Raw genomic sequence first — 23,591 nt, forward strand, 5'->3', positions numbered from 1 at the left:
CGGCCGTCGGGGTCGGTCGTCGTCGATCTCTACCCGCCGAACACCACCGAGAGCGACTTGCCCTCGCGCAGGATGGTGATGCGCCAGAGGCGGTTCTGCTGGCCGGCGACGCGTTCGAGATCGCGGCTCGTGACGATCTTCTCGCCGTTGATGGCGATCACCACGTCGCCCTTGCGGAAGCCGAGGCCGCGGGCCGTCGAGTTCTCCTGCACCTCGACGACGGCGCAGCCCTGCAGGGTGACGTCGAGCCGCAGCTCCTCGGCGAGCGCCGGCGACAGGTTGGCCGCCGTGATGCCCTGGAAGGGCGAGCGCGACCGGATCGGGCGGGCGTCGCGCGGCCCGTCCGGCACGGTCTCGAGCGGGATCGCGACGCGGATCTCGCGGCCGCTGCGCAGGACGCCGACCTGGGCCTGGCCGCCCGTGGCCTTCATGGCGAAGCGGTAGTCGAAGGCGTTCGGGTCGTCGACCTCGGTGCCGTCGATGGCGACGATCAGATCACCGGTTCGCAAGCCGGCGCGCTCCGCCGGGCTCTTGGCGACGACCGTGCCGACCAGCGCGCCGGACGGTCGCTTGAGCCCGAAGGCCTCGGAGATCTCCGCCGTCACGGCCTGCAGCTTGGCGCCGAGCCACGGCCGGCGCACCACGCTCGACCCGCCCTGCGCGGAGGCGAGCACCACCCGCACCATGTTGGCGGGAATCGCGAAGCCGATGCCCTGCGAGCCGCCGGAGCGCGAGAAGATCGCCGTGTTGATGCCGATCAGCTTGCCGGACAGATCGACGAGCGCGCCGCCCGAGTTACCGGGATTGATGGCGGCGTCGGTCTGGATGAAGAACTGATAGTCGGTGATGCCGACCTGGGTACGGGCGACCGCCGAGACGATACCGTGCGTCACGGTCTGGCCGACGCCGAACGGATTGCCGATGGCGAGCACCAGGTCACCGACCGCGAGCGCGTCGGAGTCGCCGAACGGGATCGCCGGGAATTTCTCGGAGACCTCCTTCAGGCGCAGCACCGCGAGATCGGAGCGGGCGTCCTTGAGCACGATCTCGGCCTCGAACTCGCGCTTGTCGGCGAGCGAGACCTTCACCTGGTCCATGTTCTCGATGACGTGATTGTTGGTCATCACGAGACCGCTCGGATCGACGATCACGCCGGAGCCGAGCGAGCGCTGCACCTGCTCCTGGGGGCGGCCGCCGAAGAAGCGGCGGAACACCGGGTCGTCCATCAGCGGGTGGCGGTTCTCCACCACGCGCGCCGCATAGACGTTGACGACCGCCGGCGCGACCCGCTTCACCACCGAGGCGAAGGAGAGCTTCATCTCCTGCACCGAGGTCGGGACGCGGCCCTCCTCGGCCGCCGCCGGCCCGGCCGCCAGCACGGCGAGAACCACGGCGAGCGAACCGAGACCCGAACGCAGGATGGACGTCATGGTGCGACTCCCAAGTCGAAATCCCGCGAACCATAGAGCCTCGAACCGCTCAAATGAAGGGCCGCGACGACCAAGTCCGGGGCGCCGCTCGCCCCGCCCTCACTCCCGCGGCGGCAGGGTGCGCAGATAGGCGACCACCGCATCGAGGTCGCCCGCCGTCATCCGGGCGTAGAAGCCGTAGCCCATCGGCGGCTTGAGCTTGGAGCCGTCGCGCGACACGCCTTGGGTGATGGCCCGCTTGATCTCGTCGTCGGTCCAGGCTTTGAGCCCCTTCTGCGGGTGCGACGTGATGTTGCGGGCGATCGACGTGCCCCACGGTCCGGCGAACTCCTGCCGGCCGGCGCCGACCGCGGAGAAGTCGAGCTTCCCGTCGATCCGCGGCGTGTGACACTCCATGCAATGGGCGATGGTGACGAGGTACTCGCCGAGCTTCACCTTGTCGGCCTGCAGCGCGGCCGGGTCGGCCGGCTTGTCGGCGCCCGGGAAGAGCTCGCGCTCGAAATGCGAATTGTAGACGGGGGCCTCGACCTTGTTGGGCGACGCCTTCAGGCTCTTGAGATAGACGGCGATCGCCTTGCCGTCGGCCGACGTCAGCACGCCGTAGAAGCCGGTCGGCATCGGCGGGGCGAGCGGGACGCCGTTCGGCCGGACACCGTCGCGCAACGCCTTCTCGATGTCGGCTTCGCTCCAGGTGCCGATGCCGTTCTGCTTGTCCGGGGTGATGTTGGAGCCGCGCACCCTGAACGCCGGCGTGTCGAAGACCGGCGTGCCGCCCGAGAAGGCCCGCGCCAAGTCGGGGCCGTTCGGCCCGATCGGTGTGTGGCAGTTGTGGCAGGTCATCACGGTGTTGACGAGGTAGGCGCCGCGCTCGACCGCGCCCTGCGTCGCCGCCCCGGAGGTCCCAGCCACCAACACGGCGACGGCAAGCACCGTCTGTCGTCCGAGCATCGCTGATCTCCCCTGTGCCGCAATGATTCATTTGTGCGGCTTATGACCGAGAGGTTCGGCGATCGAGCTTCGTTCGTAAATGCCTTTCCGCTCCAGCCGTGCGGGCCGGCGACGGTGTGGCGCGGGAAAAGCCGCGCAGGCACGAAAAAACGCGCCGCGGACGAGGTCTGGGCGCGTTCGTTTCGTCGAGACGAGAGGCGCGACGACGCGCGCCCGTCCGAAATGATCAGGCCGCCTCGGCCTCGCCGACCTCGGCGGTCGGGCCGGAGTCCTTGCCCTTGGCCGTGACGTCGCGGTCGACGAACTCGATGACCCCGACCGGGGCAGAGTCGCCGTAGCGGAAGCCGGCCTTGAGGACGCGGGTGTAGCCGCCCTGGCGGTCCTTGTAGCGCGGGCCGATCACCTCGAAGAGCTTCTTCACCATGGCGATGTCGCGCAGTTCGGCGACCGCCTGGCGGCGCGCGTGCAGGTCGCCGCGCTTGCCGAGCGTGACCAGCTTCTCGACGATCGGACGCAGGTCCTTCGCCTTCGGCAGCGTGGTGACGATCTGCTCGTGCTTGATCAGCGCCGCCGCCATGTTGGCGAACATGGCGCGCCGATGCTCGGAGGTGCGGTTGAGCTTCCGGTGGGCGGAGCCGTGGCGCATGGCCTTTTCCTTCTCTCGGTCTCTCGGTCGTCATGCCCGGCCTTGTGCCGGGCATCCACGTCTTGGCCTCGAACGAGTCTCGACGTCGACGGAAGAACGTGGATGGCCGGGACGAGCCCGGCCATGACGGGCGGTTGTCAGTAGTGGTCCTCGAAGCGCTTGGCGAGCTCCTCGATGTTCTCGGGCGGCCAGCCGGGCACTTCCATGCCGAGATGCAGGCCCATCTGCGCCAGCACCTCCTTGATCTCGTTGAGCGACTTGCGCCCGAAGTTCGGCGTGCGGAGCATCTCCGCCTCGGTCTTCTGAACGAGGTCGCCGATATAGACGATGTTGTCGTTCTTCAGGCAGTTGGCCGAACGCACCGACAGCTCGAGCTCGTCGACCTTCTTGAGGAAGGCCGGCGGGATGCCGCCGAGATCGTCGGCCAGCAGCATCGGCTGCTCGGCCCGCTTCGGCTCCTCGAAGTTGACGAAGACGTTGAGCTGGTCCTGCAGGATGCGGGCCGCATAGGCGAGCGCGTCCTCGGGCGTCACCGCGCCGTTGGTCTCGATCGACAGGGTGAGCTTGTCGTAGTCGAGGATCTGGCCCTCGCGGGTGTTCTCGACCTTGTAGGAGACCTTCTTGACCGGCGAGTAGAGGCTGTCGACCGGGATCAGGCCGATCGGCGCGTCCTCGGGCCGGTTGCGCTCGGCCGGGACATAGCCCTTGCCGGTGTTGACCGTGAACTCCATGCGGATCTCGGCGCCCTCGTCGAGATGGCACAGGATCAGCTCGGGGTTCAGGATCACCACGTCGCCGACGGTCTGGATGTCGCCGGCCGTGACGACCGACGGGCCCTGCTTCTTCACCACCATGCGCTTCGGGCCTTCGCCCTGCATCTTGATGGCGATGTCCTTGATGTTCAGCACGATGTCGGTGACGTCCTCGCGCACGCCGGCGATCGAGGAGAACTCGTGCAGAACGCCGTCGATGTGCACGGACTGCACGCTCGCGCCCTGCAGCGAGGACAGCAGGATGCGGCGCAGCGCGTTGCCGAGGGTGAGGCCGAAACCACGCTCGAGCGGCTCGGCGACGACGGTCGCGAGGCGCTTGGGATCGGCGCCCGGGGTGACCTGCAGCTTGTTCGGCCGGATCAGCTCTTGCCAGTTCTTCTGAATTGTCACGTCATCACCCATCGGTAGGTGGCGCGGGGGCATTCACGCCGCGCGTCCCGCTCCGCCCGCGGGACGAAAATGGCGGCGGCGGACCGCGTCGGCCCGCCGGAGCGATGAAAAGACGTCAGACGCGACGCCGCTTGCGCGGGCGGCAGCCGTTGTGCGGGATCGGCGTCACGTCGCGGATCGAGGTGATCGTGAAGCCCGCCGACTGCAGCGCGCGCAGCGCCGACTCACGGCCCGAGCCGGGACCGGCGACCTCGACCTCGAGGGTGCGCATGCCGTGCTCCTGGGCCTTGCGGGCGCAGTCCTCGGCGGCGATCTGGGCCGCGTACGGGGTCGACTTGCGCGAGCCCTTGAAGCCCATCGTGCCGGCCGACGACCACGCGATCGCGTTGCCCTGGGCGTCCGTGATCGTGATCATCGTGTTGTTGAACGAGGCGTTCACATGCGCGACGCCCGAGGCGATGTTCTTGCGCTCGCGACGGCGGACGCGCGTGGCTTCTTTTCCCATTGTCGATCCTTCTGCGGCCCGGCCTCGACGCCCGGCCCGTCAAGTATCCCTGAAGACCTGCGGTCTCGCTTACTTCTTCTTGCCGGCGATCGGCTTCGCCGGGCCCTTGCGGGTCCGCGCATTGGTGTGGGTGCGCTGGCCGCGCACCGGCAGGCCGCGCCGATGGCGCAGGCCGCGATAGCAGCCGAGATCCATCAGCCGCTTGATGTTCATGGAGACTTCGCGCCGCAGATCGCCCTCGACGAGGTAGTCGCGGTCGATCACCTCGCGAATCTGCAGGACCTCGTTGTCGGTCAGCTGCGACACCCGGCGCTCGACCGGGATCCCGACCTTCTCGATGATCTCCTGGGCCTTCGCCGGCCCGATCCCGTGGATGTACTGCAGACCAATCAGCACGCGCTTGTTGGTCGGAATATTGACGCCAGCGATACGGGCCAAGGCCGCAGCTCCTTCTTCCCCCGGCTCACCGGCCGGTCTGTTCCGATTCGGTCACGCGCCGCCGATAAGCGCGAAAACGACGCCATTCCCCGACCTCCGGGGCGCGGCGCCGTCCATGAGTTCTTCCGACTGGGAACGCAGTATGTAAGGATTCCTGCGGAACCCGTCAACCACTGCGCGCCAACCGGCGCGTGTCCGGACGCCACCGGCCCGGCCGCCGCCGGATCCGGACCGTCCGGCCCGCCTTATCGTACCGCCGCCGGGGTGGATCGGCTGTCCCCGGCCGCCGTCTTCAACACTGCGTCGATCGCCTTGCTGACGTCCGCGATGGGCGCCATGCCGTCGATCGTCCGCAGCTTGCCCTTGCCCTCGTAGTACGCCGCGAGCGGTGCCGTCTGGGACCGGTAGGCCTCCAGCCGGGTCTTGAGAGCCTCGGCATTGTCGTCGGCCCGCAGCGGCTCGCCGCGCGCCGTCATCTCGCGAACCCGCTTCTCGACCCGGTCGAGCAGCGCCTTCTCGTCGACCTTCAGCTCGACCACGGCGTCGAGCTGCAGGCCCTTCTCGGCCAGCATCGTCTCCAGCGCCTCGGCCTGCGGCACGGTGCGCGGGAAGCCGTCGAGAATGAAGCCGTTGACGGCATCGGGCTCACCGATCCGGTCGGCCACGATGGCGACCACGACCTCGTCCGGCACCAGCTCGCCGCGCGCCATGATGTCCTTGGCCTTGAGGCCGACCGGGGTGCCCGCCTTGACCGCGGCGCGCAGCATGTCGCCGGTCGAGAGCTGGACGATCTTCCATGCCTCGACCAGGTGCTGGGCCTGGGTTCCCTTGCCGGCGCCCGGCGGTCCGAGAAGAATCAGTCTCATCGACGTCGACCTCTCAGCTTGGATTTCTTGATCAGGCCTTCGTACTGGTGGGCCAGAAGATAGCCCTGGATCTGGGCGACCGTGTCCATGGTGACCGAGACGACGATCAGCAGCGAGGTGCCGCCGAAGTAGAACGGCACCGCGGCGTAGGAGATCAGGATCTCCGGGATCAGACAGACGACCGACAGATAGGCGGCGCCGACCACGGTGATGCGCGACAGGACGTGGTCGATGTACTCGGCGGTGCGCTCGCCGGGGCGGATGCCCGGGATGAAGCCGCCGTGCTTCTTGAGATTGTCGGCCGTCTCGGTCGGGTTGAACACGATCGCCGTGTAGAAGAAGGCGAAGAAGACGATCAACCCGATATACATCACCAGGAACAGCGGACGGCCGTGGCCGAGCTGCGTGGTGATCACGTTGAGCCACTCCGGCCCCTGCCCCGCGTTCAGGTTGGCGACCGTGGTCGGCAGCAGGAGCAGCGACGAGGCGAAGATCGGCGGGATGACGCCCGAGGTGTTGAGCTTGAGCGGCAGATGCGAGGTCTGCCCCTCGAACATGCGATTGCCGATCTGGCGCTTCGGATACTGGATCAGCAGCCGGCGCTGCGCCCGCTCCATGAACACGATGAAGCCGATCACGACGACCGACATGACCATGATGAGCAGGATCACGCCGGTCGACATCGCGCCCTGGCGGCCGAGCTCGAACATGCCGACGAGCGCGCCGGGCAGCTCGGCGACGATGCCGGCCATGATGATCAGCGAGATGCCGTTGCCGATGCCGCGCGCCGTGATCTGCTCGCCGAGCCACATCAGGAACATGGTGCCGCCGGTGAGCGTGATCACCGTGGAGATGCGGAAGAACCAGCCCGGATCGGTCACCACCGAGCCGGCGCCCTCGAGCCCGACCGAGATGCCGTAGGCCTGGAAGACCGACAGGATCACGGTGAGATAGCGGGTGTACTGGTTGATGACCTTGCGGCCCTGCTCGCCTTCCTTCTTCAGGTTCTCGAGCGTCGGCGAGACCGTCGTCAGCAGCTGGACGATGATCGAGGCCGAGATGTACGGCATGATGTTCAGCGCGAAGATCGCCATCCGGTGGATGCCGCCGCCCGCGAACATGTTGAACATGCCCAGGATGCCGCCCGCCTGGGTGCGGAAGATCTGCTCCCACTGCCCCGGATCGATGCCGGGCAGCGGGATGTAGGTGCCGAGCCGGTAGACGAGCAGCGCCCCGAGCGTGAACCAGATACGCTTCTTGAGCTCCTCGGCCTTGGCGAAGGCCGAGAAGTTGATGTTCGCCGCGAGTTGCTCTGCTGCAGAAACCATGTCGAGGCTCCGGTTGCCGCCCTTGCCGGTACGACCGGTCGGCGCGTCCCGCTATATGGGGATCAGCCGGCCTGTTCGCCCGTCGATTCAGCGGCCTCTTGGCGCGGCGCCAGCACCTTGACGGTGCCGCCGAGCTTCTCGACCGCGGCGACCGCCGAGGCGGTGGCGCCGTAGACCTCGAACTGGAGCTTCGCGGTCAGCGTGTCGGCGCCGTTGCCGAGCAGCCGGACGCCGTCGCGGGCGCGCCGCAGCACGCCGGCCTTGACCAGCGCCGCGACGTCGACGACCGCGCCCGCATCGAGCCGGCCCTTGTCGACCGCGAGCTGGACCCGGCCGAGATTCACCTCGTTCAGGTCGAGCGCGAAGATGTTGTTGAAGCCGCGCTTCGGCAGGCGCCGATGCAACGGCATCTGGCCGCCCTCGAACCCCTTGATGGCGACGCCGGTGCGCGCGGTCTGGCCCTTGCCACCGCGGCCGCCGGTCTTGCCCTTGCCGGAGCCGATGCCGCGGCCGACGCGGATGCGCGACTTGCGGGCCCCGGCCTTGTCGGCGATCTCGTTGAGCTTCATGACGATTCCTCAAGTCTTCGGGGTCGCGCGGGTGCTGCGGCGCCCTCGCCGGGCAGCCGGACCGGCCGGGGACCTGCCCCGGCCGCGACCGAAATCACTCTTCGACCACCCGGACCAGGTGGTGGACCTTGTTGATCATGCCCCGCACCGACGGGGTGTCCTTCAGCTCGGACACCCGGCCGATCCGGTTGAGGCCGAGGCCGATCAGCGTCTCGCGCTGATCATGCCGGCGGCGGATCGGGCTGCCGGTCTGCTCGACCTTGATGGTCTTGGTTTCGCTCGCCATGCTGGTTCTCCCGGCCGTCAATCGGTGACGGTCTCGTCGGCGCCCTCGCGGCGACGCGACTGCAGGGCCGAGACCTTGATGTTGCGCCGGGCGGCGACGGAGCGCGGCGAGTCCTGGTGCTTGAGCGCGTCGAAGGTCGCCCGCACCATGTTGTACGGGTTCGACGAGCCGAGCGACTTCGCCACCACGTCCTGCATGCCGAGCGTCTCGAAGACGGCGCGCATCGGGCCGCCCGCGATGATGCCGGTGCCCGCAGGCGCGGCGCGCAAGAACACCTTGCCGGCGCCGTGGCGACCCGCCACGTCGTGGTGGAGCGTCCGGCCCTCGCGCAGCGGCACCCGGATGAGGCCACGCTTGGCCGCGTCGGTCGCCTTGCGGATCGCCTCCGGAACCTCGCGGGCCTTGCCGTGGCCGAAGCCAACCCGGCCCTTCTGATCGCCGACGACGACCAGCGCCGCGAAGCCGAAGCGCCGGCCGCCCTTCACCACCTTGGCGACGCGATTGATGTGGACGAGCTTGTCGGTGAACTCGCTGTCCCGCTCCTCGCGGTCGCGTCCGTGCTCACGAGCCATGTGAAACCGTCTCCCTCGGGCGATCGCCCGTCATCGCCCTTAGAAATTCAGCCCGCCCTCGCGGGCGCCGTCGGCCAGCGCCTTGACGCGGCCGTGATAGATGTAGCCGCCGCGATCGAAGACCACGTCCTTGACGCCCTTAGCGACGGCCCGCTCGGCGACGAGCTTGCCGATCACCTTGGCGGCCTCCTTGTCGGCCCCGGTCTTGAGGCTCGACCGGAGGTCCTTCTCCAGCGTCGAGGCGGAGGCCACGGTCACACCCTTCAGGTCGTCGATGACCTGCGCGTAGATGTGCTGGGACGAGCGGAACACCGAAAGCCGCAGCCGGTCGCCGGCCGCCGCCTTGATGGCCCGGCGGACGCGGCTGGTGCGCCGCGCCGTCTTGATATTGAGCCTGGACATCGTGCGCTCCGCTATTTCTTCTTGCCTTCCTTGCGGAAGATGTATTCGCCCGCGTACTTGACGCCCTTGCCCTTGTAGGGCTCCGGCGGCCGGTAGGCGCGGATCTCGGCCGCGACCTGCCCGACCTTCTGCTTGTCGATGCCGCTGATCACGACCTCGGTCGGCTTGGGCGTCACGATCGCGATCCCTTCGGGGATCGGATACAGGACGTCGTGGCTGAAGCCGAGGGCGATCTGCAGGTTCTTGCCCTGCACGGCGGCGCGATAGCCGACGCCGACGATCTCGAGCTTCTGCTCGAAGCCCTTGCTCACGCCCGTGAACATGTTCGACACGAGGGTCCGCGAGGTGCCCCACATGGAGCGCGCCCGCTTGGTCTCGTTGCGCGGATCGACCTTCACGGCGCCCTGCTCCATCTTCACGACGACGTCGTCGGGAAGCACGAGCTGGAGGGCACCCTTGGGGCCCTTCACCTTGACGGTCTGGCCTTCGATATTGGCGGTCACTCCGGAGGGGACCGGCACCGCCTTCTTGCCGATGCGAGACATTCCGGCTCCCTTTAGAACACGGTGCAGAGGATCTCGCCGCCCACGTTCGCGTCGCGCGCGGCGTGGTCGGCCATGACGCCCTTCGGGGTCGACACGATGGCGACACCGAGACCGTTGTTGACCCGCGGCAGCGCCTTGACGGAGGCGTAGACGCGGCGGCCGGGCTTCGACACGCGGGCGATCTCGCGGATCACCGGGGTGCCGTCGAAATACTTCAGCTCGATCTCGAACTCGGTCCGCCCGTCGGCGTGCTCGGTGGTCGAGAAGTCGCGGATGTAGCCCTCGCTCTTGAGGACCTCGAGCACGCTGGCGCGCAGCTTCGAGCCGGGAGTCGACACCTTCGACTTGGCGCGCAGCTGAGCGTTGCGGATGCGGGTGATCATATCGCCGATCGGATCGTTCATGGCGACGCCCTCCTCACCAGCTCGACTTGAGGAGGCCCGGGATCAGGCCCTTGGAACCGAGCTCGCGCAGCGCGATGCGGCTCATCTTCAGCTTGCGATAATAGGCGCGCGGACGCCCCGTGACCTCGCAACGGTTGCGGATGCGGGTCTTCGAGCCGTTGCGCGGCATCTCGGCGAGCTTCAGGGTCGCGGCGAACCGCTCCTCCATCGGCTTGTCCTTGTCGTTGGCCTCGGCCTTCAGCCGGGCCCGCTTCGCCGCCTGCTGGGCGACGAGCTTGCGCCGATGCTCGTTCTTCTCGACAGAGCTCTTCTTCGCCATTCGATGCTCCTAACTCCGCGTCTGAGACGGGCTGTCGGTCCGTCTCACTGCCGGAACGGGAAATTGAAAGCGGCCAGGAGGGCGCGGCCCTCCGCGTCGCTGCGCGCCGTGGTGCAGACCGTGATGTCCATGCCCCACACCTCGGCGACCTTGTCGTAGTCGATCTCGGGGAAGATGATGTGCTCCTTCACCCCGAGCGTGTAGTTGCCGCCGCCGTCGAAGCTCTTCGGATTGAGCCCGCGGAAGTCGCGGACGCGCGGCAGCGCGATGTTGATCAGCCGGTCGACGAACTCGTACATCCGGTCCTTGCGCAGCGTGACCTTGCAGCCGATCGCCTGGCCCTCGCGGACCTTGAAGGTCGCGATCGACTTGCGCGCCTTGGTGATGACCGGGCGCTGGCCCGAGATCATCGCCAGGTCGGCGGCCGCCTGCTCGACCTTCTTGCGGTCCGCGACACCCTCGCCGACGCCCATGTTGATCACGATCTTGGTGATCTTCGGGACCTCGAACTTGTTCTTGTAGCCGAACTGCTCGGTCAGCTTCTGCTTGACCGTCTGGTCGTACTGCACCCGCAGGCGCGACGGGCCCTTCGACGCCTCGACCTCGCCGGCGGCGGCCGCCTTCGGGGCGGCGCTCTTGGCGGCCTTGGCGGCGGCCTTCTCGGCCTTCGGATTCGGAGCGGCCGGATGCGCGCCCTTGGCGCCCTTCGCGTCCGGCTTGGCGCCCTTCTTGGCGTCCTTCTTGTCCTCAGCCATTGATCTCGGCTCCCGAACGCTTCGCGAAACGGACCTTCTTGCCGTCCGCCAGAATCTTGAACCCGATGCGGGTCGGCTTACCGTCCTTCGGATCGGCGACCGCGAGATTGGACAGGTGCACGGGCGCCTCCTTGGAGATGATGCCGCCCTCCTGCTGGGCGGACTGGCGCTGGTGCCGCTTGACCATGTTGACGCCGCGCACGAGCGCGCGGTTCTCGGTCGGACGGACCTCGATCACCTCGCCGGTTCGGCCCTTGTCGCGTCCGGTGAGAACGACGACCTTGTCGCCCTTGCGGATCTTCGCAGCCATCACAGGACCTCCGGGGCGAGCGAAATGATCTTCATGTGGTTCTTGGCGCGGAGCTCGCGCGGCACCGGTCCGAAGATGCGGGTGCCGACCGGCTCCATCTGGGCATTGATCAGGACGGCGGCGTTCCGGTCGAACCGGATCGCCGAGCCGTCGGCACGACGAATGTCCTTCGCCACACGGACGACGACCGCCTTCATGACGTCGCCCTTCTTCACGCGGCCGCGCGGGATCGCCTCCTTCACGGACACCACGATGACGTCCCCGATGGTCGCGTACTTGCGCTTCGAGCCGCCCAGCACCTTGATGCACATGACGCGGCGCGCGCCGGAATTGTCCGCCACATCGAGATTGGTCTGCATCTGGATCATGATGAGCCGCCTTGTTCTTTCGTTATGGAGCGCGCGGCCTTACTTCGCGCGCTTCTCGCCCTGGACGACCGACCACCGCTTCAGCTTGGAGATCGGACGATGCTCCTCGATCCACACGGTGTCGCCCACGGCGTACTGGTTGGTCTCGTCGTGCGCGTGGTACTTCTTGGAGCGCCGGACGGTCTTCTTCATGACGGGGTGAGTGAAACGACGCTCGACCCGCACGATGACGGTCTTGTCCTGCTTGTCGCCCACCACGACACCCTGCAGCATGCGCTTCGGCATCGTCGTTCTCCTTACTTCGTACCGGCGGCTGCGCGCTTGGTCTGCGCCACCGTCTTGATCCGGGCGATGTCGCGGCGGACCTGCCGCACCCGCGAGGTGTTCTCGAGCTGACCCGTCGCCTTCTGGAAGCGCAGGTTGAACTGCTCCTTCTTCAGCTTCAGGAGCTCGTCGTCGAGCTGGTCGACCGTCATGGTGCGGAAGTCTTCGATCTTGGCCATGGCGTGTCCGCTCCCTACTCGGCGATGCGCTCGATGAAGCGCGTCTTGATCGGCAGCTTGGCGGCCGCCAGCGTGAGCGCCTCGCGGGCGATCTCGCTCGTCACGCCGTCGACCTCGAACAGGATGCGGCCGGGCTTCACGCGCGCCACCCAGTACTCGGGCGCGCCCTTGCCGGAGCCCATTCGGACTTCGAGCGGCTTCTTGGAGATCGGCACGTCCGGATAGATGCGGATCCACACCCGGCCGGCGCGCTTCATGTGGCGCGTCATGGCCCGGCGGGCCGCCTCGATCTGGCGGGCCGTGATCCGCTCCGGCGCCATCGCCTTCAGGCCGAACTGGCCGAAGGCCAGGGTCGTCCCGCTGGTCGCAACACCTTTGATGCGGCCCTTGTGCGCCTTGCGGAACTTCGTGCGCGCTGGTTGCAGCATGGATCGTCGCCTTTCTTATGTCCTTGTGCGACCGCGCGTCACGCCGCGTCGCGCCGCGGACGGCTCGAGCCGCCGCTGGCGTCGGCCTCGGCCGCGCGCTTGTCCTGCGCCATCGGATCGTGCTCGAGGATCTCGCCCTTGAAGATCCACACCTTCACGCCGCAGGTGCCGTAGGTGGTGAACGCCGTGGCGACGCCGTAGTCGACGTCGGCGCGCAGCGTGTGCAGCGGCACGCGGCCCTCGCGGTACCACTCCATGCGGGCGATCTCGGCGCCGCCGAGTCGGCCGGAGCAGTTGATGCGGATGCCCTCGGCGCCGAGACGCATCGCCGACTGCACGGCGCGCTTCATGGCGCGACGGAAGGCGACGCGACGCTCGAGCTGCTGGGCGATCGACTCGGCCACGAGCTGCGCGTCGAGCTCGGGCTTGCGGATCTCGACGATGTTGAGCACGACGTCCGAGTTGGTCAGCGCCGCGACCTTGCGGCGGAGCTTCTCGATGTCGGCGCCCTTCTTGCCGATCACCACGCCCGGCCGGGCCGAGTGGATGGTGACGCGGCACTTCCGGTGCGGCCGCTCGATGACAATGCGGGAGACGGCGGCCTGCTTGAGCTGCTTGAGCAGCTCGGTCCGGATCGCCATGTCCTCGTGCATCAGCTTGCCGTACTCGTTCTTGCCGGCGAACCAGCGCGAATCCCAGGTACGGTTGATCCCGAGGCGCAGCCCGATCGGATTGACCTTCTGACCCATGGGGCTCTCCTCAGGATGCGGCGGCTTCGACCTGACGAACGACGATCGTCAGGTGCGAGAACGGCTTCAGAATCTTGCCCGAGCGACCACGGCCGCGCGGAACGAAGCGCTTGATCACCAGCGCCTTGCCCACGTGGGCCTGCGACACGACCAGGTCGTCGATGTCGAGGTCGTGGTTGTTCTCGGCGTTGGCGATCGCCGACTGCAGGCACTTGCGGACGTCGCGGGCGATGCGCTTGCGCGAGAACTCGAGGTCGGCGAGCGCAGTCTGCACCTTCTTGCCGCGAATGAGTTGCGCGACCAGATTGAGCTTCTGCGGGGAGACCCGGAGCATCCGGGCCACCGCCTTCGCCTCGTTGTCCGGGAGGCTGCGGGGACGTGCTGTCTTGCTCATCTCTCGTTCCCTCGCCTCACGCCCGCTTGGCTTTCTTGTCGCCGGAGTGGCCGTGGAACGTACGGCTCGGCGAGAACTCGCCGAACTTGTGCCCGACCATCTCCTCGGTCACCAGCACGGGGACGTGCTTGTGGCCGTTGTGGACCCCGAAGGTCAGCCCCACGAACTGCGGCAGAATCGTCGACCGCCGGGACCAGATCTTGATCACGTCGTGACGGCCGGACGAGCGGGCGGCTTCCGCCTTCTTGAGCAGATAGCCGTCGACGAACGGGCCTTTCCAGACGGAGCGCGCCATCTCGTGCTTCCTTACTTCTTCTTCCGCGCGTGGCGGCTGGAAACGATGAACTTGGTGGTGCTCTTGTTCTTGCGGGTCTTCTTGCCCTTGGTCGGGAAGCCCCACGGAGACACCGGATGCCGGCCGCCCGAGGTGCGGCCTTCGCCGCCGCCGTGCGGGTGATCGACGGGGTTCATCGCGACGCCGCGGTTGTGCGGCCGCTGACCGAGCCAGCGGGAGCGTCCCGCCTTGCCGATCGAGGTGTTCATGTGGTCCGGGTTCGACACCGCACCGACGGTCGCCATGCAGCGGCCGTGCACGAGGCGCTGCTCGGACGAGTTCATGCGCAGGATGACGTAGTCGCGGTCGCGGCCGACGATCTGCGCGTAGGTGCCGGCCGAGCGGGCGATCTGGCCGCCCTTGCCGATCTTCAGCTCGACATTGTGCACGATCGTGCCGATCGGCATCGAGGAGAGCGGCATCGCGTTGCCCGGCTTCACGTCGACCTTCTCGCCGGAGACGACCGTGTCGCCGGGCGCGAGGCGCTGCGGCGCCAGGATGTAGGCGAGCTCGCCGTCCTGATACTTGATCAGGGCGATGAAGGCCGAGCGGCCCGGATCGTACTCGATCCGCTCGACGGTCGCCGGCTGGTCGTGCTTCGCCCGCTTGAAGTCGACGAGACGCAGCGACTGCTTGTGGCCGCCGCCGCGGAACCGCACCGTGGTGCGGCCGGTGTTGTTGCGGCCGCCCGACGAGCTCTTGCCGACGGTGAGCGCCTTGACGGGCTTGCCCTTGTAGAGGCCCGAACGGTCGACCAGAACGAGCTGACGCTGGCCCGGAGTGGTCGGCTTGTATGTCTTGAGTGCCATCGCCGTTTCCTCAGAGCCCGGTGGTCACGTCGATCCGGTGCCCCTCCTCGAGGGTCACGATCGCCTTCTTGACGTCCGAGGTCTCGCCCTTCACGCCGCGGAAGCGCCGCAGCTTGCCCTTGCGGATCAGCGTATTGACGGCCTTCACCTTGACGTCGAAGAGCTTCTCCACCGCGTCCTTGATCTGCGGCTTGGTGGCGGTCTTGCGGACGTTGAAGAGCACCTGGTTGTGCTCGGACGCGACGGTGGCCTTCTCGGTGATGATCGGGCTGACGATCACGTCGTAGTGGCGCGGGTCTCGGGTGCTCATTTGAAGCGCGCCTCCAGCGCATCGACCGCGGCCCGCGTCAGCACCAGCTTGTTCCGACGCAGGATGTCGTAGACGTTGATGCCCTGGATCGGCAGCACGTCGATGTTCGGAATGTTGCGGGCCGCCAGCGAGAACTTCGACTCGAGCTCGGCGCCGTCGATGATCAGCGCGTTGGCGAGCCCGAGCTTCTCGAACCGCGCCTTGAGCGTCTTCGTCTTGCCGTCGTCGAGTGCCGCCTTGTCGAGCACGACGATGCCGCCGTCCTTCGCCTTGGCCGAGAGCGCGTGGCGCAGAGCCAGCGAGCGCACCTTCTTGGGCAGGTCGATCGCGTGGCTGCGCGGCTGCGGGCCGAAGGCGCGGCCGCCGCCGCGGAACTGCGGCACGCGGGCGGAGCCGTGACGGGCGCTGCCGGTGCCCTTCTGCTTGTACATCTTCTTGCCGGTGCGCCAGATCTCCGCGCGGTTCTTGACCGCGTGGGTGCCGGCCTGGCGGCGCGACAGCTGCCAGACGATGCAGCGCTGGATCAGGTCGGCGCGCGGCTCGAGACCGAAGATCTCGGCCGACAGATCGATCGAGCCAGCGGTGTCGCCGTCGAGGGTGGTGACCGTGAATTCCATCTTACGCTCCCTCGCCCGGTGCCGCAGCCTCGGTCGCCTCGCCGGCCGGGATCGCGCCATTCACCGCACCGTCCTCGGTCGGCAGACGGAACTTGCCCGGACGCGGAGCGTCCTTCGGCAGCGACTTCTTCACGGCGTCGCGCACCGTGATCCAGCCGCCCTTGACGCCCGGCACCGCACCCTCGACGAGGATGAGGCCGCGGTCGACGTCCGTCTGAACCACCTTGAGGTTCAGCGTGGTCACCCGCTCGACGCCGAGATGGCCGGCCATTTTCTTGTTCTTGAAGGTCTTGCCCGGATCCTGACGGCCGCCGGTCGAACCGTGCGAGCGGTGCGAGATCGACACGCCGTGCGAGGCGCGCAGGCCGCCGAAGTTCCACCGCTTCATCGGTCCGGCGAAGCCCTTGCCGGTCGAGGTGCCGGTGACGTCGACGAACTGCCCGACCACGAAGTGATCGGCCGTGATCTCGGCGCCGACCGGGATCAGCGCGTCGTCGTTCACGCGGAACTCGACCACCTTGCGCTTCGGCTCGACCTTCGCCACGGCGAAGTGGCCACGCTCGGCCTTGGGCGTGTTCTTCGGCTTCCTCGCGCCCGAGCCGAGCTGCATGGCGACGTAGCCGTTCTTGTCCATGGTGCGGTGAGCCACGACCTGGCACTTGGCCAGCCGGAGCACCGTGACGGGCACGTGCTCGCCCGCGTCGGTGTAGACGCGGGTCATCCCGAGCTTCTGTGCGATCACACCGGAACGCATCGTTCTCGTCCCTTTCTGCGCTCTACCGTGTCGCGCCTTAGAGCTTGATCTCGACGTCGACGCCAGCGGCGAGGTCGAGTTTCATCAGGGCGTCCACGGTCTGCGGGGTCGGATCGACGATGTCGAGCAGCCGCTTGTGAGTGCGCATCTCGAACTGCTCGCGGCTCTTCTTGTCGACGTGCGGCGAGCGGTTGACGGTGAACTTCTCGATCTTGGTCGGCAGCGGGATCGGCCCGCGAACCTGCGCGCCCGTCCTCTTGGCCGTCGCCACGATCTCGCGCGTCGAGGCGTCGAGAATCCGGTGGTCGAACGCCTTGAGGCGAATTCTGATGTTCTGGCCGTTCATGGTCTTCTCTGCCTCGATAGGCGCGAGTAGTGACTGCGAGGGGCGAATAGTGAGTAGCGAGTAGCGAGTAGCGAACGCCGTTCGCTACTCCCCATTCGCTATTCGCCGCTCACTCGATGATGCTGGCGACGACGCCGGCGCCGACCGTGCGGCCACCCTCGCGGATGGCGAAGCGCAGCTTCTCCTCCATGGCGATCGGCACGATGAGCTCGACCGTCATGGCGATGTTGTCGCCCGGCATCACCATCTCGGTGCCTTCCGGCAGGTGCACGACGCCGGTCACGTCGGTGGTGCGGAAGTAGAACTGCGGGCGGTAGTTGGTGAAGAACGGCGTGTGGCGGCCGCCCTCCTCCTTGGTGAGGATGTAGGCCTCGGCCTTGAACTTGGTGTGCGGCTTCACGGAGCCCGGCTTGCACAGCACCTGGCCGCGCTCGACGTCCTCGCGCTTGGTGCCGCGCAGCAGGCAGCCGACGTTGTCGCCCGCCTCGCCCTGGTCGAGCAGCTTGCGGAACATCTCGACGCCGGTGACCGTGGTCTTGACGGTCGGCTTGATGCCGACGATCTCGACTTCCTCGCCGACCTTCACGACGCCGCGCTCGATACGGCCGGTCACCACGGTGCCGCGGCCCGAGATCGAGAACACGTCCTCGACCGGCATCAGGAAGGGCTGGTCCTTCGGACGATCCGGCTGCGGGATGTAGTCGTCGACCGCCGCCATCAGCTCGAGGATCGCGTTCTTGCCGAGCTTCTCGTCCTTGCCCTCGAGCGCCATCAGGGCCGAGCCCTTGATGATCGGGATCTTGTCGCCCGGGAAGTTGTACTTGGAGAGGAGCTCGCGAACCTCGAGCTCGACGAGCTCGAGCAGCTCCGGATCGTCGACCATGTCGACCTTGTTCATGAACACGACCAGCGCCGGCACGCCGACCTGGCGGGCGAGCAGGATGTGCTCGCGGGTCTGCGGCATCGGACCGTCGGCGGCCGACACGACCAGGATCGCGCCGTCCATCTGGGCCGCGCCCGTGATCATGTTCTTCACGTAGTCGGCGTGCCCGGGGCAGTCGACGTGCGCGTAGTGGCGCTTCTGGGTCTGGTACTCGACGTGCGCGGTCGAGATGGTGATGCCGCGCGCCTTCTCTTCCGGAGCCTTGTCGATCTGGTCGTAAGCCGTGAACGTCGCGCCGCCCGTCTCGGCGAGGACCTTCGTGATCGCGGCCGTCAGCGTCGTCTTGCCGTGATCGACGTGCCCGATCGTGCCGATGTTGCAGTGGGGCTTGTTACGTTCGAACTTCTCTTTGGCCATCGGGACTCTCCGTTGCCTCTGGTCGTCTCTGTCGTTGCGGTCGTGGTGGTCAGGCCGCGCGCCCTCAGGCGAACTTGGCCTGCACCTCCTGAGCCACGTTGTTCGGAACCTGCTCGTAGTGGTCGAACTGCATCGTGAACGTGGCACGTCCCTGCGACATCGACCGCAGGGTGTTGACGTAGCCGAACATGTTGGCGAGCGGCACCATCGCGTTCACGACGTTGGCGTTGCCACGCATGTCCTGGCCCTGGATCTGGCCGCGGCGGGAATTGAGATCCCCGATGACCGAGCCCGTGTAATCCTCGGGCGTCACGACCTCGACCTTCATGATCGGCTCGAGCAGCACCGACCCGCCCTTCTGCAGGGCTTCGCGCAGCGCGGCGCGCGACGCGATCTCGAACGCGAGCGCCGACGAGTCGACGTCGTGGTACTTGCCGTCGATGAGCGACACCTTGAGGTCGACCACCGGGAAGCCGGCGAGCACGCCGGAGCCGAGGACCGAGTTGAGGCCCTTCTCGACGCCCGGGATGTACTCCTTCGGCACCGCGCCGCCGATGATCGCGTTCTCGAACGCGAACCCGGAGCCCGGCTCGCCCGGCTCGACCTGGATCTTCACGCCGGCGAACTGGCCGGAGCCGCCCGTCTGCTTCTTGTGGACGTAGTCGATCGTGACCGACTTGGTCAGCTTCTCGCGATAGGCCACCTGCGGCGCGCCGATATTGGCGTCGACCTTGTAGGTGCGCTTGAGGATGTCGACCTTGATGTCGAGATGCAGCTCGCCCATCCCCTTGAGGATGGTCTGGCCGGACTCCTGGTCGGTCGACACGCGGAAGGACGGGTCCTCGGCCGCGAGCTTGGCGAGCGCGACGCCGAGCTTCTCCTGGTCGGCCTTCGACTTCGGCTCGATGGCGATCTCGATGACGGGGTCCGGGAACTCCATCTTCTCGAGAATGACCTGGTTGTTCGGATCGCACAGCGTGTCGCCGGTGCGAGCCTCCTTCAGGCCGGCCAGCGCGACGATGTCGCCCGCATAGGCCTCCTTGATGTCCTCGCGGTTGTTGGCGTGCATCAGCAGCATGCGGCCGATGCGCTCCTTGCGCTCGCGCGTCGAGTTGACGACGCCCGTGCCCGACTGGAGGATGCCCGAGTAGATCCGGCAGAACGTGATGGTGCCGACGAACGGGTCGTCCATGATCTTGAAGGCGAGCGCGGCGAGCGGCTGGGTGTCCTCGGGCGGACGCACCACCTCGTTGCCCTTGGGGTCGATGCCCTTGATGGCCGGCACGTCGATCGGCGACGGCAGGAAGTCCACCACGGCGTCGAGCAGCGGCTGCACGCCCTTGTTCTTGAAGGCCGAGCCGCACAGCACCGGATAGAACGCACCGGTGATCACCGCCTTGCGGATCAGGCGGCGCAGCGTCGCCTCGTCGGGCTCGTTGCCCTCGAGGTAGGCCGTCATCACGTCGTCGTCGAGCTCGACGGCGGCCTCGATCATCATCTCGCGGTATTCTTTGGCCTGGTCGAGCAGGTCGGCCGGGATCTCGACGTCCTTGTAGCTGGCGCCGAGCGTCTCGTCGTCCCACACCACCGCGACCATGCGGATCAGGTCGATGAGGCCCTTAAACTGGCTCTCGGCACCGATCGGCAGCTGGATCGCCACCGGCTTGGCGCCGAGGCGGGTCTTGATGTCGTCGAGGCACTTGAAGAAGTCGGCCCCGATCTTGTCCATCTTGTTGGCGAAGACGATCCGCGGGACCTTGTACTTGTCGCCCTGGCGCCACACCGTCTCGGTCTGCGGCTCGACGCCCTGGTTGGAGTCGAGCACGCATACGGCGCCGTCGAGCACGCGGAGCGAACGCTCCACCTCGATGGTGAAGTCGACGTGCCCGGGCGTGTCGATGATGTTCAGGCGCTTGCCCCGCCAGAAGGCGGTCGTCGCGGCCGACGTGATCGTGATGCCGCGCTCCTGCTCCTGCTCCATCCAGTCCATGGTGGCGGCGCCCTCATGGACCTCGCCGATCTTGTGGCTCTTCCCGGTGTAGTAGAGGATCCGCTCCGTGGTCGTCGTCTTGCCGGCATCGATGTGGGCCATGATGCCGAAATTGCGGTAGTCCTCGATCGGATGCTGGCGCGCCACGGGGGGATCTCCTTCAATGTCTCTCGAGCTTCGCCCGCATCACCAGCGGTAGTGCGAGAACGCGCGGTTCGCTTCCGCCATGCGGTGCGTGTCCTCGCGCTTCTTCACCGCGTTGCCGCGGTTGTTGGAGGCGTCGAGCAGCTCGGCCGAGAGCCGCTCCGTCATGGTCTTCTCGTTGCGGTCGCGCGCCGCCGAGATCAGCCAGCGGATGCCGAGCGCCTGGCGGCGGTCGGTGCGGACCTCGACCGGCACCTGGTAGGTGGCGCCGCCGACGCGCCGCGAGCGCACCTCGATGGCCGGCATCACGTTGTCGAGCGCCGTCTGGAAGACCGACAGCGGGTTGCTCTTGGTCTTGCCCTCGATGATGTCGAAGGCGCCGTAGACGATCGCCTCCGCGGCCGACTTCTTGCCGGCGTACATGATCGAGTTCATGAACTTCGTGACGACGACGTTCCCGAACTTCGGATCCGGGAGGATTTCGCGCTTGTCTGCACGGTGACGACGAGACATGTCGTGTTCTCCCGGTTCTTACTTCGGCCGCTTCGCGCCGTACTTCGAACGGCGCTGCTTGCGGTTCTTGACGCCCTGGGTGTCGAGCACGCCACGCAGGATGTGGTAGCGCACGCCCGGCAGGTCCTTCACGCGGCCGCCGCGGATCATGACGACCGAGTGCTCCTGCAGATTGTGGCCCTCGCCCGGGATGTAGCCGATCACCTCGAACCCGTTGGTGAGGCGCACCTTGGCGACCTTGCGGAGCGCCGAGTTCGGCTTCTTCGGCGTCGTCGTGTAGACGCGCGTGCAAACGCCGCGCTTCTGCGGGCTCTGCTGGAGGGCCGGCACCTTCTTGCGCGCCCGCTGCGGGACCCGCGGATTACGGATGAGCTGATTGATCGTCGGCATCGCTCGCCTTCAGTCTCCCTGCGGGTGTTCCCCGCCCAGCGGGTTTTTCCCGACATCGCGGGTTTCCCCGCCTAACAGGCCCCCGTTGCCGGGATGCCCGCCCGCGTCGAAACGTTCGCGTTCGCGCTCACGCGCAAACGCACCGCGCGCCAACCCCCGCTGGAGGGGATGACGCCCCATCGACAGAGGACCACGTGGCGTCACCGCCTCGCGGTCTTGTACCCAGGACTGACAGTCGTGTGTCAGCGGCAGCGTTTGAGCGTCAATCGTCGAGGCTGCAGTGTCTCGCCGTCGAACCCGGACCTAAAGGCGCCGAATTCGTATTCGCGAGACAAGCCGTTCCGATCAGCGAAGCTCACCGCCTGCCGAAAAGTGGGCGGGTTTTAACGGCCACACCGGGTGAAGTCAAGCGCCAACGGCTTCACGCCTGCGAGGTTTTTCCCCGCGCTGCCCGTATCCTGGGCGATCCCGTCACGGCGCCGGATCGAGACCGACGATGGCGCCCTCGTGGCTGCGCAAGTATATTTCTCCGACGACCTCCTCGCCGTCACGATCGGCCGACGACGACACCAGAATCCGTCCGTTCGAGACGGCACCCCGCACCGTGAGGCTGACCGGCTCGGCGCCGAGATTGAGGGCGACCATGACGCGATCGGCGTCGAGCGAGCGGACATAGACGAGGAGATCGCCGCTCGCCGCGATCGGCTCGTAGCTGCCGCGGGTCAGCGCCGGCCGGCGCCGGCGCAGAGCGATCAGGCGGCGGTAGAGATTGAACAAAGAACCGGCGTCATCCCGTTGATTTTCAACATTTTCAATCTCCGAATCGGCAGCCGTCGGGAGCCACGGCTCGGCCTCCGTGAAGCCGGCCGACTCGCCCCGCTCCCACTGCATCGGCGTGCGGCAGCCGTCGCGGCCGACGCCGATTCCCGGCACGTTCTTCTCGTACGGGTCGCGCACCCGGTCCGGCGGGATGGCGACGTCGACCATCCCGATCTCCTCGCCGTAATAGATGGTCGGCGTCCCGCGCAAGGTGAGCAGCAGCATCGCGGCGACCCGGAGCTGCTCCCGACCGATTCGACTGCCGACCCGCGGGCGGTCGTGATTCCCCAGCACCCAGTTCGGCCAGCCGCCGCTCGGCAACGACGCCTCGTACTCCTCGACGAGCTGGGCGATTCGCCGGGCGTCCCAGGGCGCGTTCAGTAGCGCAAAGTTGAACGGCAGATGGGCGCCCGAGAGGTCCGTCCCGTAATAAGCGACCAGGCGCTCGATCGGCAGGTAGATCTCACCGATCAGGACCCGCTCGTCGAACTCCTCCACCACCCGGCGCATCCCGGCGATGACGTCGTGCACCTCGGGACGGTCGGTGGTGTAGAGCGGCACGACCGATTCGACCGGCGGCCGCCCCGGCTGCCAGTCGGGATTCGGCGGGTTGTCGCGGAAGGCGTCGTCCTTGATCAGGTGCCAGATCACGTCGACCCGGAAGCCGTCGACTCCGCGCTTCAGCCAGAACCGCATGACGTCGTGGACGGCCTCGCGCACCGCCGGGTTGCGCCAGTTGAGGTCGGGCTGAGCCTTCAGGAAGGCGTGGTAGTAGTATTGGCCGGTCGCCGGGTCGAACTCCCAGGCGCTGCCGCCGAACTCCGACAGCCAGTTGGTCGGCGGCCCGCCGTCGGGCGCTGGATCGTGCCAGATGTACCAGTCGCGCTTCGGGTTGTCGCGCGACGACCGGCTCTCCTCGAACCAAGGGTGGCGGTCGGAGGTGTGATTGGGGACGAGGTCGAGCAGCACCTTGAGGCCGTGCGCATGCGCCGCCCTTAGCAGCGCGTCGAAGTCGTCGAGCGAGCCGAAGATCGGATCGATGCCGGTGTAGTCGGAGATGTCGTAGCCGAAGTCCGCCATCGGCGACGGGAAGATCGGCGACAGCCACAGCGCGTCGACGCCGAGCTCGACCAGGTGCGGCAGCCGCCGCAGGATGCCGGCGAGGTCGCCGATCCCGTCGCCGTTCGAGTCCTGAAACGAGCGCGGGTAGATCTGGTAGAGAATCCCGGTCTGCCACCACGACGGCGGCCGTCCGGGCGCGAGCCCGGCTGTGCTGTGTTCGGATGTGGTGTGCTCGGCCAGCGCGTCCATGGCGGCCCCCTCTTCGTCCATCGGCA

The 23,591-nt window shown here is 67.3% G+C and carries 34 protein-coding genes; all 34 read right to left on the minus strand.

The annotated features are described in order from the left end of the window. Positions 1-29: 29 nt before the first annotated feature. The 34 genes from CCR97_RS06705 to CCR97_RS06870 all read right to left on the minus strand — a co-directional run bounded on the left by CCR97_RS06705 (position 30) and on the right by CCR97_RS06870 (position 23,586). A complete protein-coding gene (locus tag CCR97_RS06705; RefSeq protein ID WP_111355844.1) occupies positions 30-1,430 on the minus strand; it encodes a Do family serine endopeptidase in 1,401 nt (466 codons plus the stop codon). A gap of 99 nt (positions 1,431-1,529) precedes the next feature. Further along, positions 1,530-2,378: a c-type cytochrome gene (locus CCR97_RS06710; protein ID WP_111355846.1), complete on the minus strand. Its 849-nt coding sequence runs from the start codon at positions 2,376-2,378 to the stop codon at positions 1,530-1,532. 226 nt (positions 2,379-2,604) lie between these two features. After that, positions 2,605-3,024 (minus strand): 50S ribosomal protein L17, encoded by a 420-nt coding sequence (gene rplQ / locus CCR97_RS06715; RefSeq protein WP_111355847.1) that lies wholly within the window; start codon positions 3,022-3,024, stop codon positions 2,605-2,607. 137 nt (positions 3,025-3,161) lie between these two features. Next, a complete protein-coding gene (locus CCR97_RS06720; protein WP_111355848.1) occupies positions 3,162-4,199 on the minus strand; it encodes a DNA-directed RNA polymerase subunit alpha in 1,038 nt (345 codons plus the stop codon). Between the two features lie 103 nt (positions 4,200-4,302). Next, a complete protein-coding gene (gene rpsK / locus CCR97_RS06725) occupies positions 4,303-4,692 on the minus strand; it encodes a 30S ribosomal protein S11 (RefSeq protein ID WP_111355850.1) in 390 nt (129 codons plus the stop codon). 69 nt (positions 4,693-4,761) lie between these two features. Further along, on the minus strand, positions 4,762-5,130 hold the full coding sequence (gene rpsM, locus CCR97_RS06730) for a 30S ribosomal protein S13 (RefSeq protein ID WP_111355851.1): 369 nt from the start codon (positions 5,128-5,130) through the stop codon (positions 4,762-4,764). Positions 5,131-5,375: 245 nt separating this feature from the next. Then, the gene (locus CCR97_RS06735; RefSeq protein WP_111355853.1) at positions 5,376-5,996 is read right to left on the minus strand and encodes an adenylate kinase; all 621 of its coding nucleotides are present in this window, start codon (positions 5,994-5,996) and stop codon (positions 5,376-5,378) included. Beyond that, positions 5,993-7,324, minus strand: coding sequence for a preprotein translocase subunit SecY (gene secY, locus CCR97_RS06740; RefSeq protein WP_111355855.1), 1,332 nt, complete (start codon positions 7,322-7,324; stop codon positions 5,993-5,995). Before secY ends, CCR97_RS06735 begins: the two co-directional genes overlap by 4 nt. A gap of 62 nt (positions 7,325-7,386) precedes the next feature. Continuing rightward, positions 7,387-7,893, minus strand: a complete 507-nt coding sequence (rplO, locus tag CCR97_RS06745; protein WP_111355856.1) for a 50S ribosomal protein L15 — start codon at positions 7,891-7,893, stop codon at positions 7,387-7,389. A 94-nt stretch (positions 7,894-7,987) separates the two neighbouring features. Continuing rightward, complete coding sequence (rpmD, locus tag CCR97_RS06750; protein WP_111355858.1) at positions 7,988-8,179, minus strand: 50S ribosomal protein L30; 192 nt, start codon at positions 8,177-8,179, stop codon at positions 7,988-7,990. Between the two features lie 17 nt (positions 8,180-8,196). Beyond that, positions 8,197-8,751 carry a 30S ribosomal protein S5 gene (rpsE, locus tag CCR97_RS06755; protein WP_111355859.1) on the minus strand — a complete coding sequence of 185 codons (555 nt, stop codon included), beginning with the start codon at positions 8,749-8,751 and terminating at the stop codon, positions 8,197-8,199. Positions 8,752-8,790: 39 nt separating this feature from the next. Continuing rightward, positions 8,791-9,153: a 50S ribosomal protein L18 gene (gene rplR / locus CCR97_RS06760; protein ID WP_111355861.1), complete on the minus strand. Its 363-nt coding sequence runs from the start codon at positions 9,151-9,153 to the stop codon at positions 8,791-8,793. A gap of 11 nt (positions 9,154-9,164) precedes the next feature. Continuing rightward, positions 9,165-9,698, minus strand: a complete 534-nt coding sequence (gene rplF, locus CCR97_RS06765; RefSeq protein WP_111355862.1) for a 50S ribosomal protein L6 — start codon at positions 9,696-9,698, stop codon at positions 9,165-9,167. 11 nt (positions 9,699-9,709) lie between these two features. Then, the gene (rpsH, locus tag CCR97_RS06770) at positions 9,710-10,102 is read right to left on the minus strand and encodes a 30S ribosomal protein S8 (protein ID WP_111355864.1); all 393 of its coding nucleotides are present in this window, start codon (positions 10,100-10,102) and stop codon (positions 9,710-9,712) included. A gap of 13 nt (positions 10,103-10,115) precedes the next feature. Further along, complete coding sequence (gene rpsN / locus CCR97_RS06775; protein ID WP_111355866.1) at positions 10,116-10,421, minus strand: 30S ribosomal protein S14; 306 nt, start codon at positions 10,419-10,421, stop codon at positions 10,116-10,118. A 44-nt stretch (positions 10,422-10,465) separates the two neighbouring features. Further along, complete coding sequence (rplE, locus tag CCR97_RS06780; RefSeq protein WP_111355868.1) at positions 10,466-11,176, minus strand: 50S ribosomal protein L5; 711 nt, start codon at positions 11,174-11,176, stop codon at positions 10,466-10,468. After that, positions 11,169-11,486, minus strand: coding sequence for a 50S ribosomal protein L24 (gene rplX / locus CCR97_RS06785; protein ID WP_111355869.1), 318 nt, complete (start codon positions 11,484-11,486; stop codon positions 11,169-11,171). The genes rplE and rplX overlap by 8 nt, the downstream gene beginning before the upstream one ends. Continuing rightward, positions 11,486-11,854 carry a 50S ribosomal protein L14 gene (gene rplN, locus CCR97_RS06790; RefSeq protein ID WP_111355871.1) on the minus strand — a complete coding sequence of 123 codons (369 nt, stop codon included), beginning with the start codon at positions 11,852-11,854 and terminating at the stop codon, positions 11,486-11,488. The genes rplX and rplN overlap by 1 nt, the downstream gene beginning before the upstream one ends. 39 nt (positions 11,855-11,893) lie before the next feature. Then, complete coding sequence (gene rpsQ, locus CCR97_RS06795) at positions 11,894-12,139, minus strand: 30S ribosomal protein S17 (protein WP_111355873.1); 246 nt, start codon at positions 12,137-12,139, stop codon at positions 11,894-11,896. An 11-nt stretch (positions 12,140-12,150) separates the two neighbouring features. Then, the gene (gene rpmC, locus CCR97_RS06800) at positions 12,151-12,357 is read right to left on the minus strand and encodes a 50S ribosomal protein L29 (protein ID WP_111355874.1); all 207 of its coding nucleotides are present in this window, start codon (positions 12,355-12,357) and stop codon (positions 12,151-12,153) included. A 14-nt stretch (positions 12,358-12,371) separates the two neighbouring features. Then, positions 12,372-12,785 carry a 50S ribosomal protein L16 gene (rplP, locus tag CCR97_RS06805; RefSeq protein ID WP_111355877.1) on the minus strand — a complete coding sequence of 138 codons (414 nt, stop codon included), beginning with the start codon at positions 12,783-12,785 and terminating at the stop codon, positions 12,372-12,374. A 38-nt stretch (positions 12,786-12,823) separates the two neighbouring features. Next, positions 12,824-13,534, minus strand: a complete 711-nt coding sequence (rpsC, locus tag CCR97_RS06810; RefSeq protein ID WP_111355879.1) for a 30S ribosomal protein S3 — start codon at positions 13,532-13,534, stop codon at positions 12,824-12,826. 10 nt (positions 13,535-13,544) lie between these two features. Next, positions 13,545-13,928, minus strand: a complete 384-nt coding sequence (gene rplV / locus CCR97_RS06815; protein WP_111355880.1) for a 50S ribosomal protein L22 — start codon at positions 13,926-13,928, stop codon at positions 13,545-13,547. 16 nt (positions 13,929-13,944) lie between these two features. After that, complete coding sequence (gene rpsS / locus CCR97_RS06820) at positions 13,945-14,223, minus strand: 30S ribosomal protein S19 (protein ID WP_111355882.1); 279 nt, start codon at positions 14,221-14,223, stop codon at positions 13,945-13,947. Positions 14,224-14,234: 11 nt separating this feature from the next. Further along, the gene (gene rplB, locus CCR97_RS06825) at positions 14,235-15,071 is read right to left on the minus strand and encodes a 50S ribosomal protein L2 (protein WP_111355883.1); all 837 of its coding nucleotides are present in this window, start codon (positions 15,069-15,071) and stop codon (positions 14,235-14,237) included. Between the two features lie 10 nt (positions 15,072-15,081). Further along, positions 15,082-15,381 (minus strand): 50S ribosomal protein L23, encoded by a 300-nt coding sequence (locus tag CCR97_RS06830; RefSeq protein WP_111355884.1) that lies wholly within the window; start codon positions 15,379-15,381, stop codon positions 15,082-15,084. Continuing rightward, positions 15,378-15,998: a 50S ribosomal protein L4 gene (gene rplD, locus CCR97_RS06835; RefSeq protein WP_111355886.1), complete on the minus strand. Its 621-nt coding sequence runs from the start codon at positions 15,996-15,998 to the stop codon at positions 15,378-15,380. The genes CCR97_RS06830 and rplD overlap by 4 nt, the downstream gene beginning before the upstream one ends. A 1-nt stretch (position 15,999) precedes the next feature. After that, positions 16,000-16,752, minus strand: coding sequence for a 50S ribosomal protein L3 (gene rplC / locus CCR97_RS06840; protein ID WP_111355888.1), 753 nt, complete (start codon positions 16,750-16,752; stop codon positions 16,000-16,002). 37 nt (positions 16,753-16,789) lie between these two features. Then, a complete protein-coding gene (rpsJ, locus tag CCR97_RS06845; RefSeq protein WP_008385434.1) occupies positions 16,790-17,098 on the minus strand; it encodes a 30S ribosomal protein S10 in 309 nt (102 codons plus the stop codon). A 109-nt stretch (positions 17,099-17,207) separates the two neighbouring features. Next, the gene (gene tuf / locus CCR97_RS06850) at positions 17,208-18,398 is read right to left on the minus strand and encodes an elongation factor Tu (protein WP_111355890.1); all 1,191 of its coding nucleotides are present in this window, start codon (positions 18,396-18,398) and stop codon (positions 17,208-17,210) included. A gap of 64 nt (positions 18,399-18,462) precedes the next feature. Further along, the gene (fusA, locus tag CCR97_RS06855; RefSeq protein ID WP_111355891.1) at positions 18,463-20,535 is read right to left on the minus strand and encodes an elongation factor G; all 2,073 of its coding nucleotides are present in this window, start codon (positions 20,533-20,535) and stop codon (positions 18,463-18,465) included. A 39-nt stretch (positions 20,536-20,574) separates the two neighbouring features. Beyond that, the gene (gene rpsG, locus CCR97_RS06860; RefSeq protein ID WP_111355893.1) at positions 20,575-21,045 is read right to left on the minus strand and encodes a 30S ribosomal protein S7; all 471 of its coding nucleotides are present in this window, start codon (positions 21,043-21,045) and stop codon (positions 20,575-20,577) included. Positions 21,046-21,063: 18 nt separating this feature from the next. Further along, positions 21,064-21,435: a 30S ribosomal protein S12 gene (gene rpsL / locus CCR97_RS06865; RefSeq protein ID WP_008385443.1), complete on the minus strand. Its 372-nt coding sequence runs from the start codon at positions 21,433-21,435 to the stop codon at positions 21,064-21,066. A 471-nt stretch (positions 21,436-21,906) separates the two neighbouring features. Continuing rightward, entirely contained in the window at positions 21,907-23,586 is a 1,680-nt protein-coding gene (locus CCR97_RS06870; protein WP_244670314.1) for an alpha-amylase family glycosyl hydrolase, read from the minus strand. Between the last annotated feature and the right edge of the window lie 5 nt (positions 23,587-23,591).

The sequence above is a fragment of the Rhodoplanes elegans genome (assembly GCF_016653355.1).
In the GTDB taxonomy this organism is placed as follows: domain Bacteria; phylum Pseudomonadota; class Alphaproteobacteria; order Rhizobiales; family Xanthobacteraceae; genus Rhodoplanes; species Rhodoplanes elegans.

What these genes read in the sequence shown, in the direction of transcription:
- rpsC (WP_111355879.1), bottom strand. Translation starts at nt 13,534, where the DNA reads ATGGGTCAGAAGGTCAATCCGATCGGGCTGCGCCTCGGGATCAACCGT.
- CCR97_RS06870 (WP_244670314.1), bottom strand. Translation starts at nt 23,586, where the DNA reads ATGGACGAAGAGGGGGCCGCCATGGACGCGCTGGCCGAGCACACCACA.
- rplX (WP_111355869.1), bottom strand. Translation starts at nt 11,486, where the DNA reads ATGGCTGCGAAGATCCGCAAGGGCGACAAGGTCGTCGTTCTCACCGGA.
- CCR97_RS06705 (WP_111355844.1), bottom strand. Translation starts at nt 1,430, where the DNA reads ATGACGTCCATCCTGCGTTCGGGTCTCGGTTCGCTCGCCGTGGTTCTC.
- CCR97_RS06710 (WP_111355846.1), bottom strand. Translation starts at nt 2,378, where the DNA reads ATGCTCGGACGACAGACGGTGCTTGCCGTCGCCGTGTTGGTGGCTGGG.
- rplV (WP_111355880.1), bottom strand. Translation starts at nt 13,928, where the DNA reads ATGAGCAAGACAGCACGTCCCCGCAGCCTCCCGGACAACGAGGCGAAG.
- rplE (WP_111355868.1), bottom strand. Translation starts at nt 11,176, where the DNA reads ATGGCTGAGGACAAGAAGGACGCCAAGAAGGGCGCCAAGCCGGACGCG.
- rpsH (WP_111355864.1), bottom strand. Translation starts at nt 10,102, where the DNA reads ATGAACGATCCGATCGGCGATATGATCACCCGCATCCGCAACGCTCAG.
- rpsQ (WP_111355873.1), bottom strand. Translation starts at nt 12,139, where the DNA reads ATGCCGAAGCGCATGCTGCAGGGTGTCGTGGTGGGCGACAAGCAGGAC.
- rpsE (WP_111355859.1), bottom strand. Translation starts at nt 8,751, where the DNA reads ATGGCTCGTGAGCACGGACGCGACCGCGAGGAGCGGGACAGCGAGTTC.
- rpsN (WP_111355866.1), bottom strand. Translation starts at nt 10,421, where the DNA reads ATGGCGAAGAAGAGCTCTGTCGAGAAGAACGAGCATCGGCGCAAGCTC.
- rpmC (WP_111355874.1), bottom strand. Translation starts at nt 12,357, where the DNA reads ATGGCCAAGATCGAAGACTTCCGCACCATGACGGTCGACCAGCTCGAC.
- rplQ (WP_111355847.1), bottom strand. Translation starts at nt 3,024, where the DNA reads ATGCGCCACGGCTCCGCCCACCGGAAGCTCAACCGCACCTCCGAGCAT.
- rplB (WP_111355883.1), bottom strand. Translation starts at nt 15,071, where the DNA reads ATGGCACTCAAGACATACAAGCCGACCACTCCGGGCCAGCGTCAGCTC.
- CCR97_RS06735 (WP_111355853.1), bottom strand. Translation starts at nt 5,996, where the DNA reads ATGAGACTGATTCTTCTCGGACCGCCGGGCGCCGGCAAGGGAACCCAG.
- rpsJ (WP_008385434.1), bottom strand. Translation starts at nt 17,098, where the DNA reads ATGAACGGCCAGAACATCAGAATTCGCCTCAAGGCGTTCGACCACCGG.
- CCR97_RS06830 (WP_111355884.1), bottom strand. Translation starts at nt 15,381, where the DNA reads ATGAGCACCCGAGACCCGCGCCACTACGACGTGATCGTCAGCCCGATC.
- tuf (WP_111355890.1), bottom strand. Translation starts at nt 18,398, where the DNA reads ATGGCCAAAGAGAAGTTCGAACGTAACAAGCCCCACTGCAACATCGGC.
- rplN (WP_111355871.1), bottom strand. Translation starts at nt 11,854, where the DNA reads ATGATCCAGATGCAGACCAATCTCGATGTGGCGGACAATTCCGGCGCG.
- rplR (WP_111355861.1), bottom strand. Translation starts at nt 9,153, where the DNA reads ATGTCCAGGCTCAATATCAAGACGGCGCGGCGCACCAGCCGCGTCCGC.
- rplF (WP_111355862.1), bottom strand. Translation starts at nt 9,698, where the DNA reads ATGTCTCGCATCGGCAAGAAGGCGGTGCCGGTCCCCTCCGGAGTGACC.
- rplC (WP_111355888.1), bottom strand. Translation starts at nt 16,752, where the DNA reads ATGCGTTCCGGTGTGATCGCACAGAAGCTCGGGATGACCCGCGTCTAC.
- rpsG (WP_111355893.1), bottom strand. Translation starts at nt 21,045, where the DNA reads ATGTCTCGTCGTCACCGTGCAGACAAGCGCGAAATCCTCCCGGATCCG.
- rplP (WP_111355877.1), bottom strand. Translation starts at nt 12,785, where the DNA reads ATGCTGCAACCAGCGCGCACGAAGTTCCGCAAGGCGCACAAGGGCCGC.
- rpsL (WP_008385443.1), bottom strand. Translation starts at nt 21,435, where the DNA reads ATGCCGACGATCAATCAGCTCATCCGTAATCCGCGGGTCCCGCAGCGG.
- rpmD (WP_111355858.1), bottom strand. Translation starts at nt 8,179, where the DNA reads ATGGCGAGCGAAACCAAGACCATCAAGGTCGAGCAGACCGGCAGCCCG.
- rpsK (WP_111355850.1), bottom strand. Translation starts at nt 4,692, where the DNA reads ATGGGAAAAGAAGCCACGCGCGTCCGCCGTCGCGAGCGCAAGAACATC.
- rplO (WP_111355856.1), bottom strand. Translation starts at nt 7,893, where the DNA reads ATGAAGCTCAACGAGATCGCCGACAAGGCCGGGGCCCGCAAGTCGCGC.
- rplD (WP_111355886.1), bottom strand. Translation starts at nt 15,998, where the DNA reads ATGGAATTCACGGTCACCACCCTCGACGGCGACACCGCTGGCTCGATC.
- CCR97_RS06720 (WP_111355848.1), bottom strand. Translation starts at nt 4,199, where the DNA reads ATGGGTGATGACGTGACAATTCAGAAGAACTGGCAAGAGCTGATCCGG.
- secY (WP_111355855.1), bottom strand. Translation starts at nt 7,324, where the DNA reads ATGGTTTCTGCAGCAGAGCAACTCGCGGCGAACATCAACTTCTCGGCC.
- rpsS (WP_111355882.1), bottom strand. Translation starts at nt 14,223, where the DNA reads ATGGCGCGCTCCGTCTGGAAAGGCCCGTTCGTCGACGGCTATCTGCTC.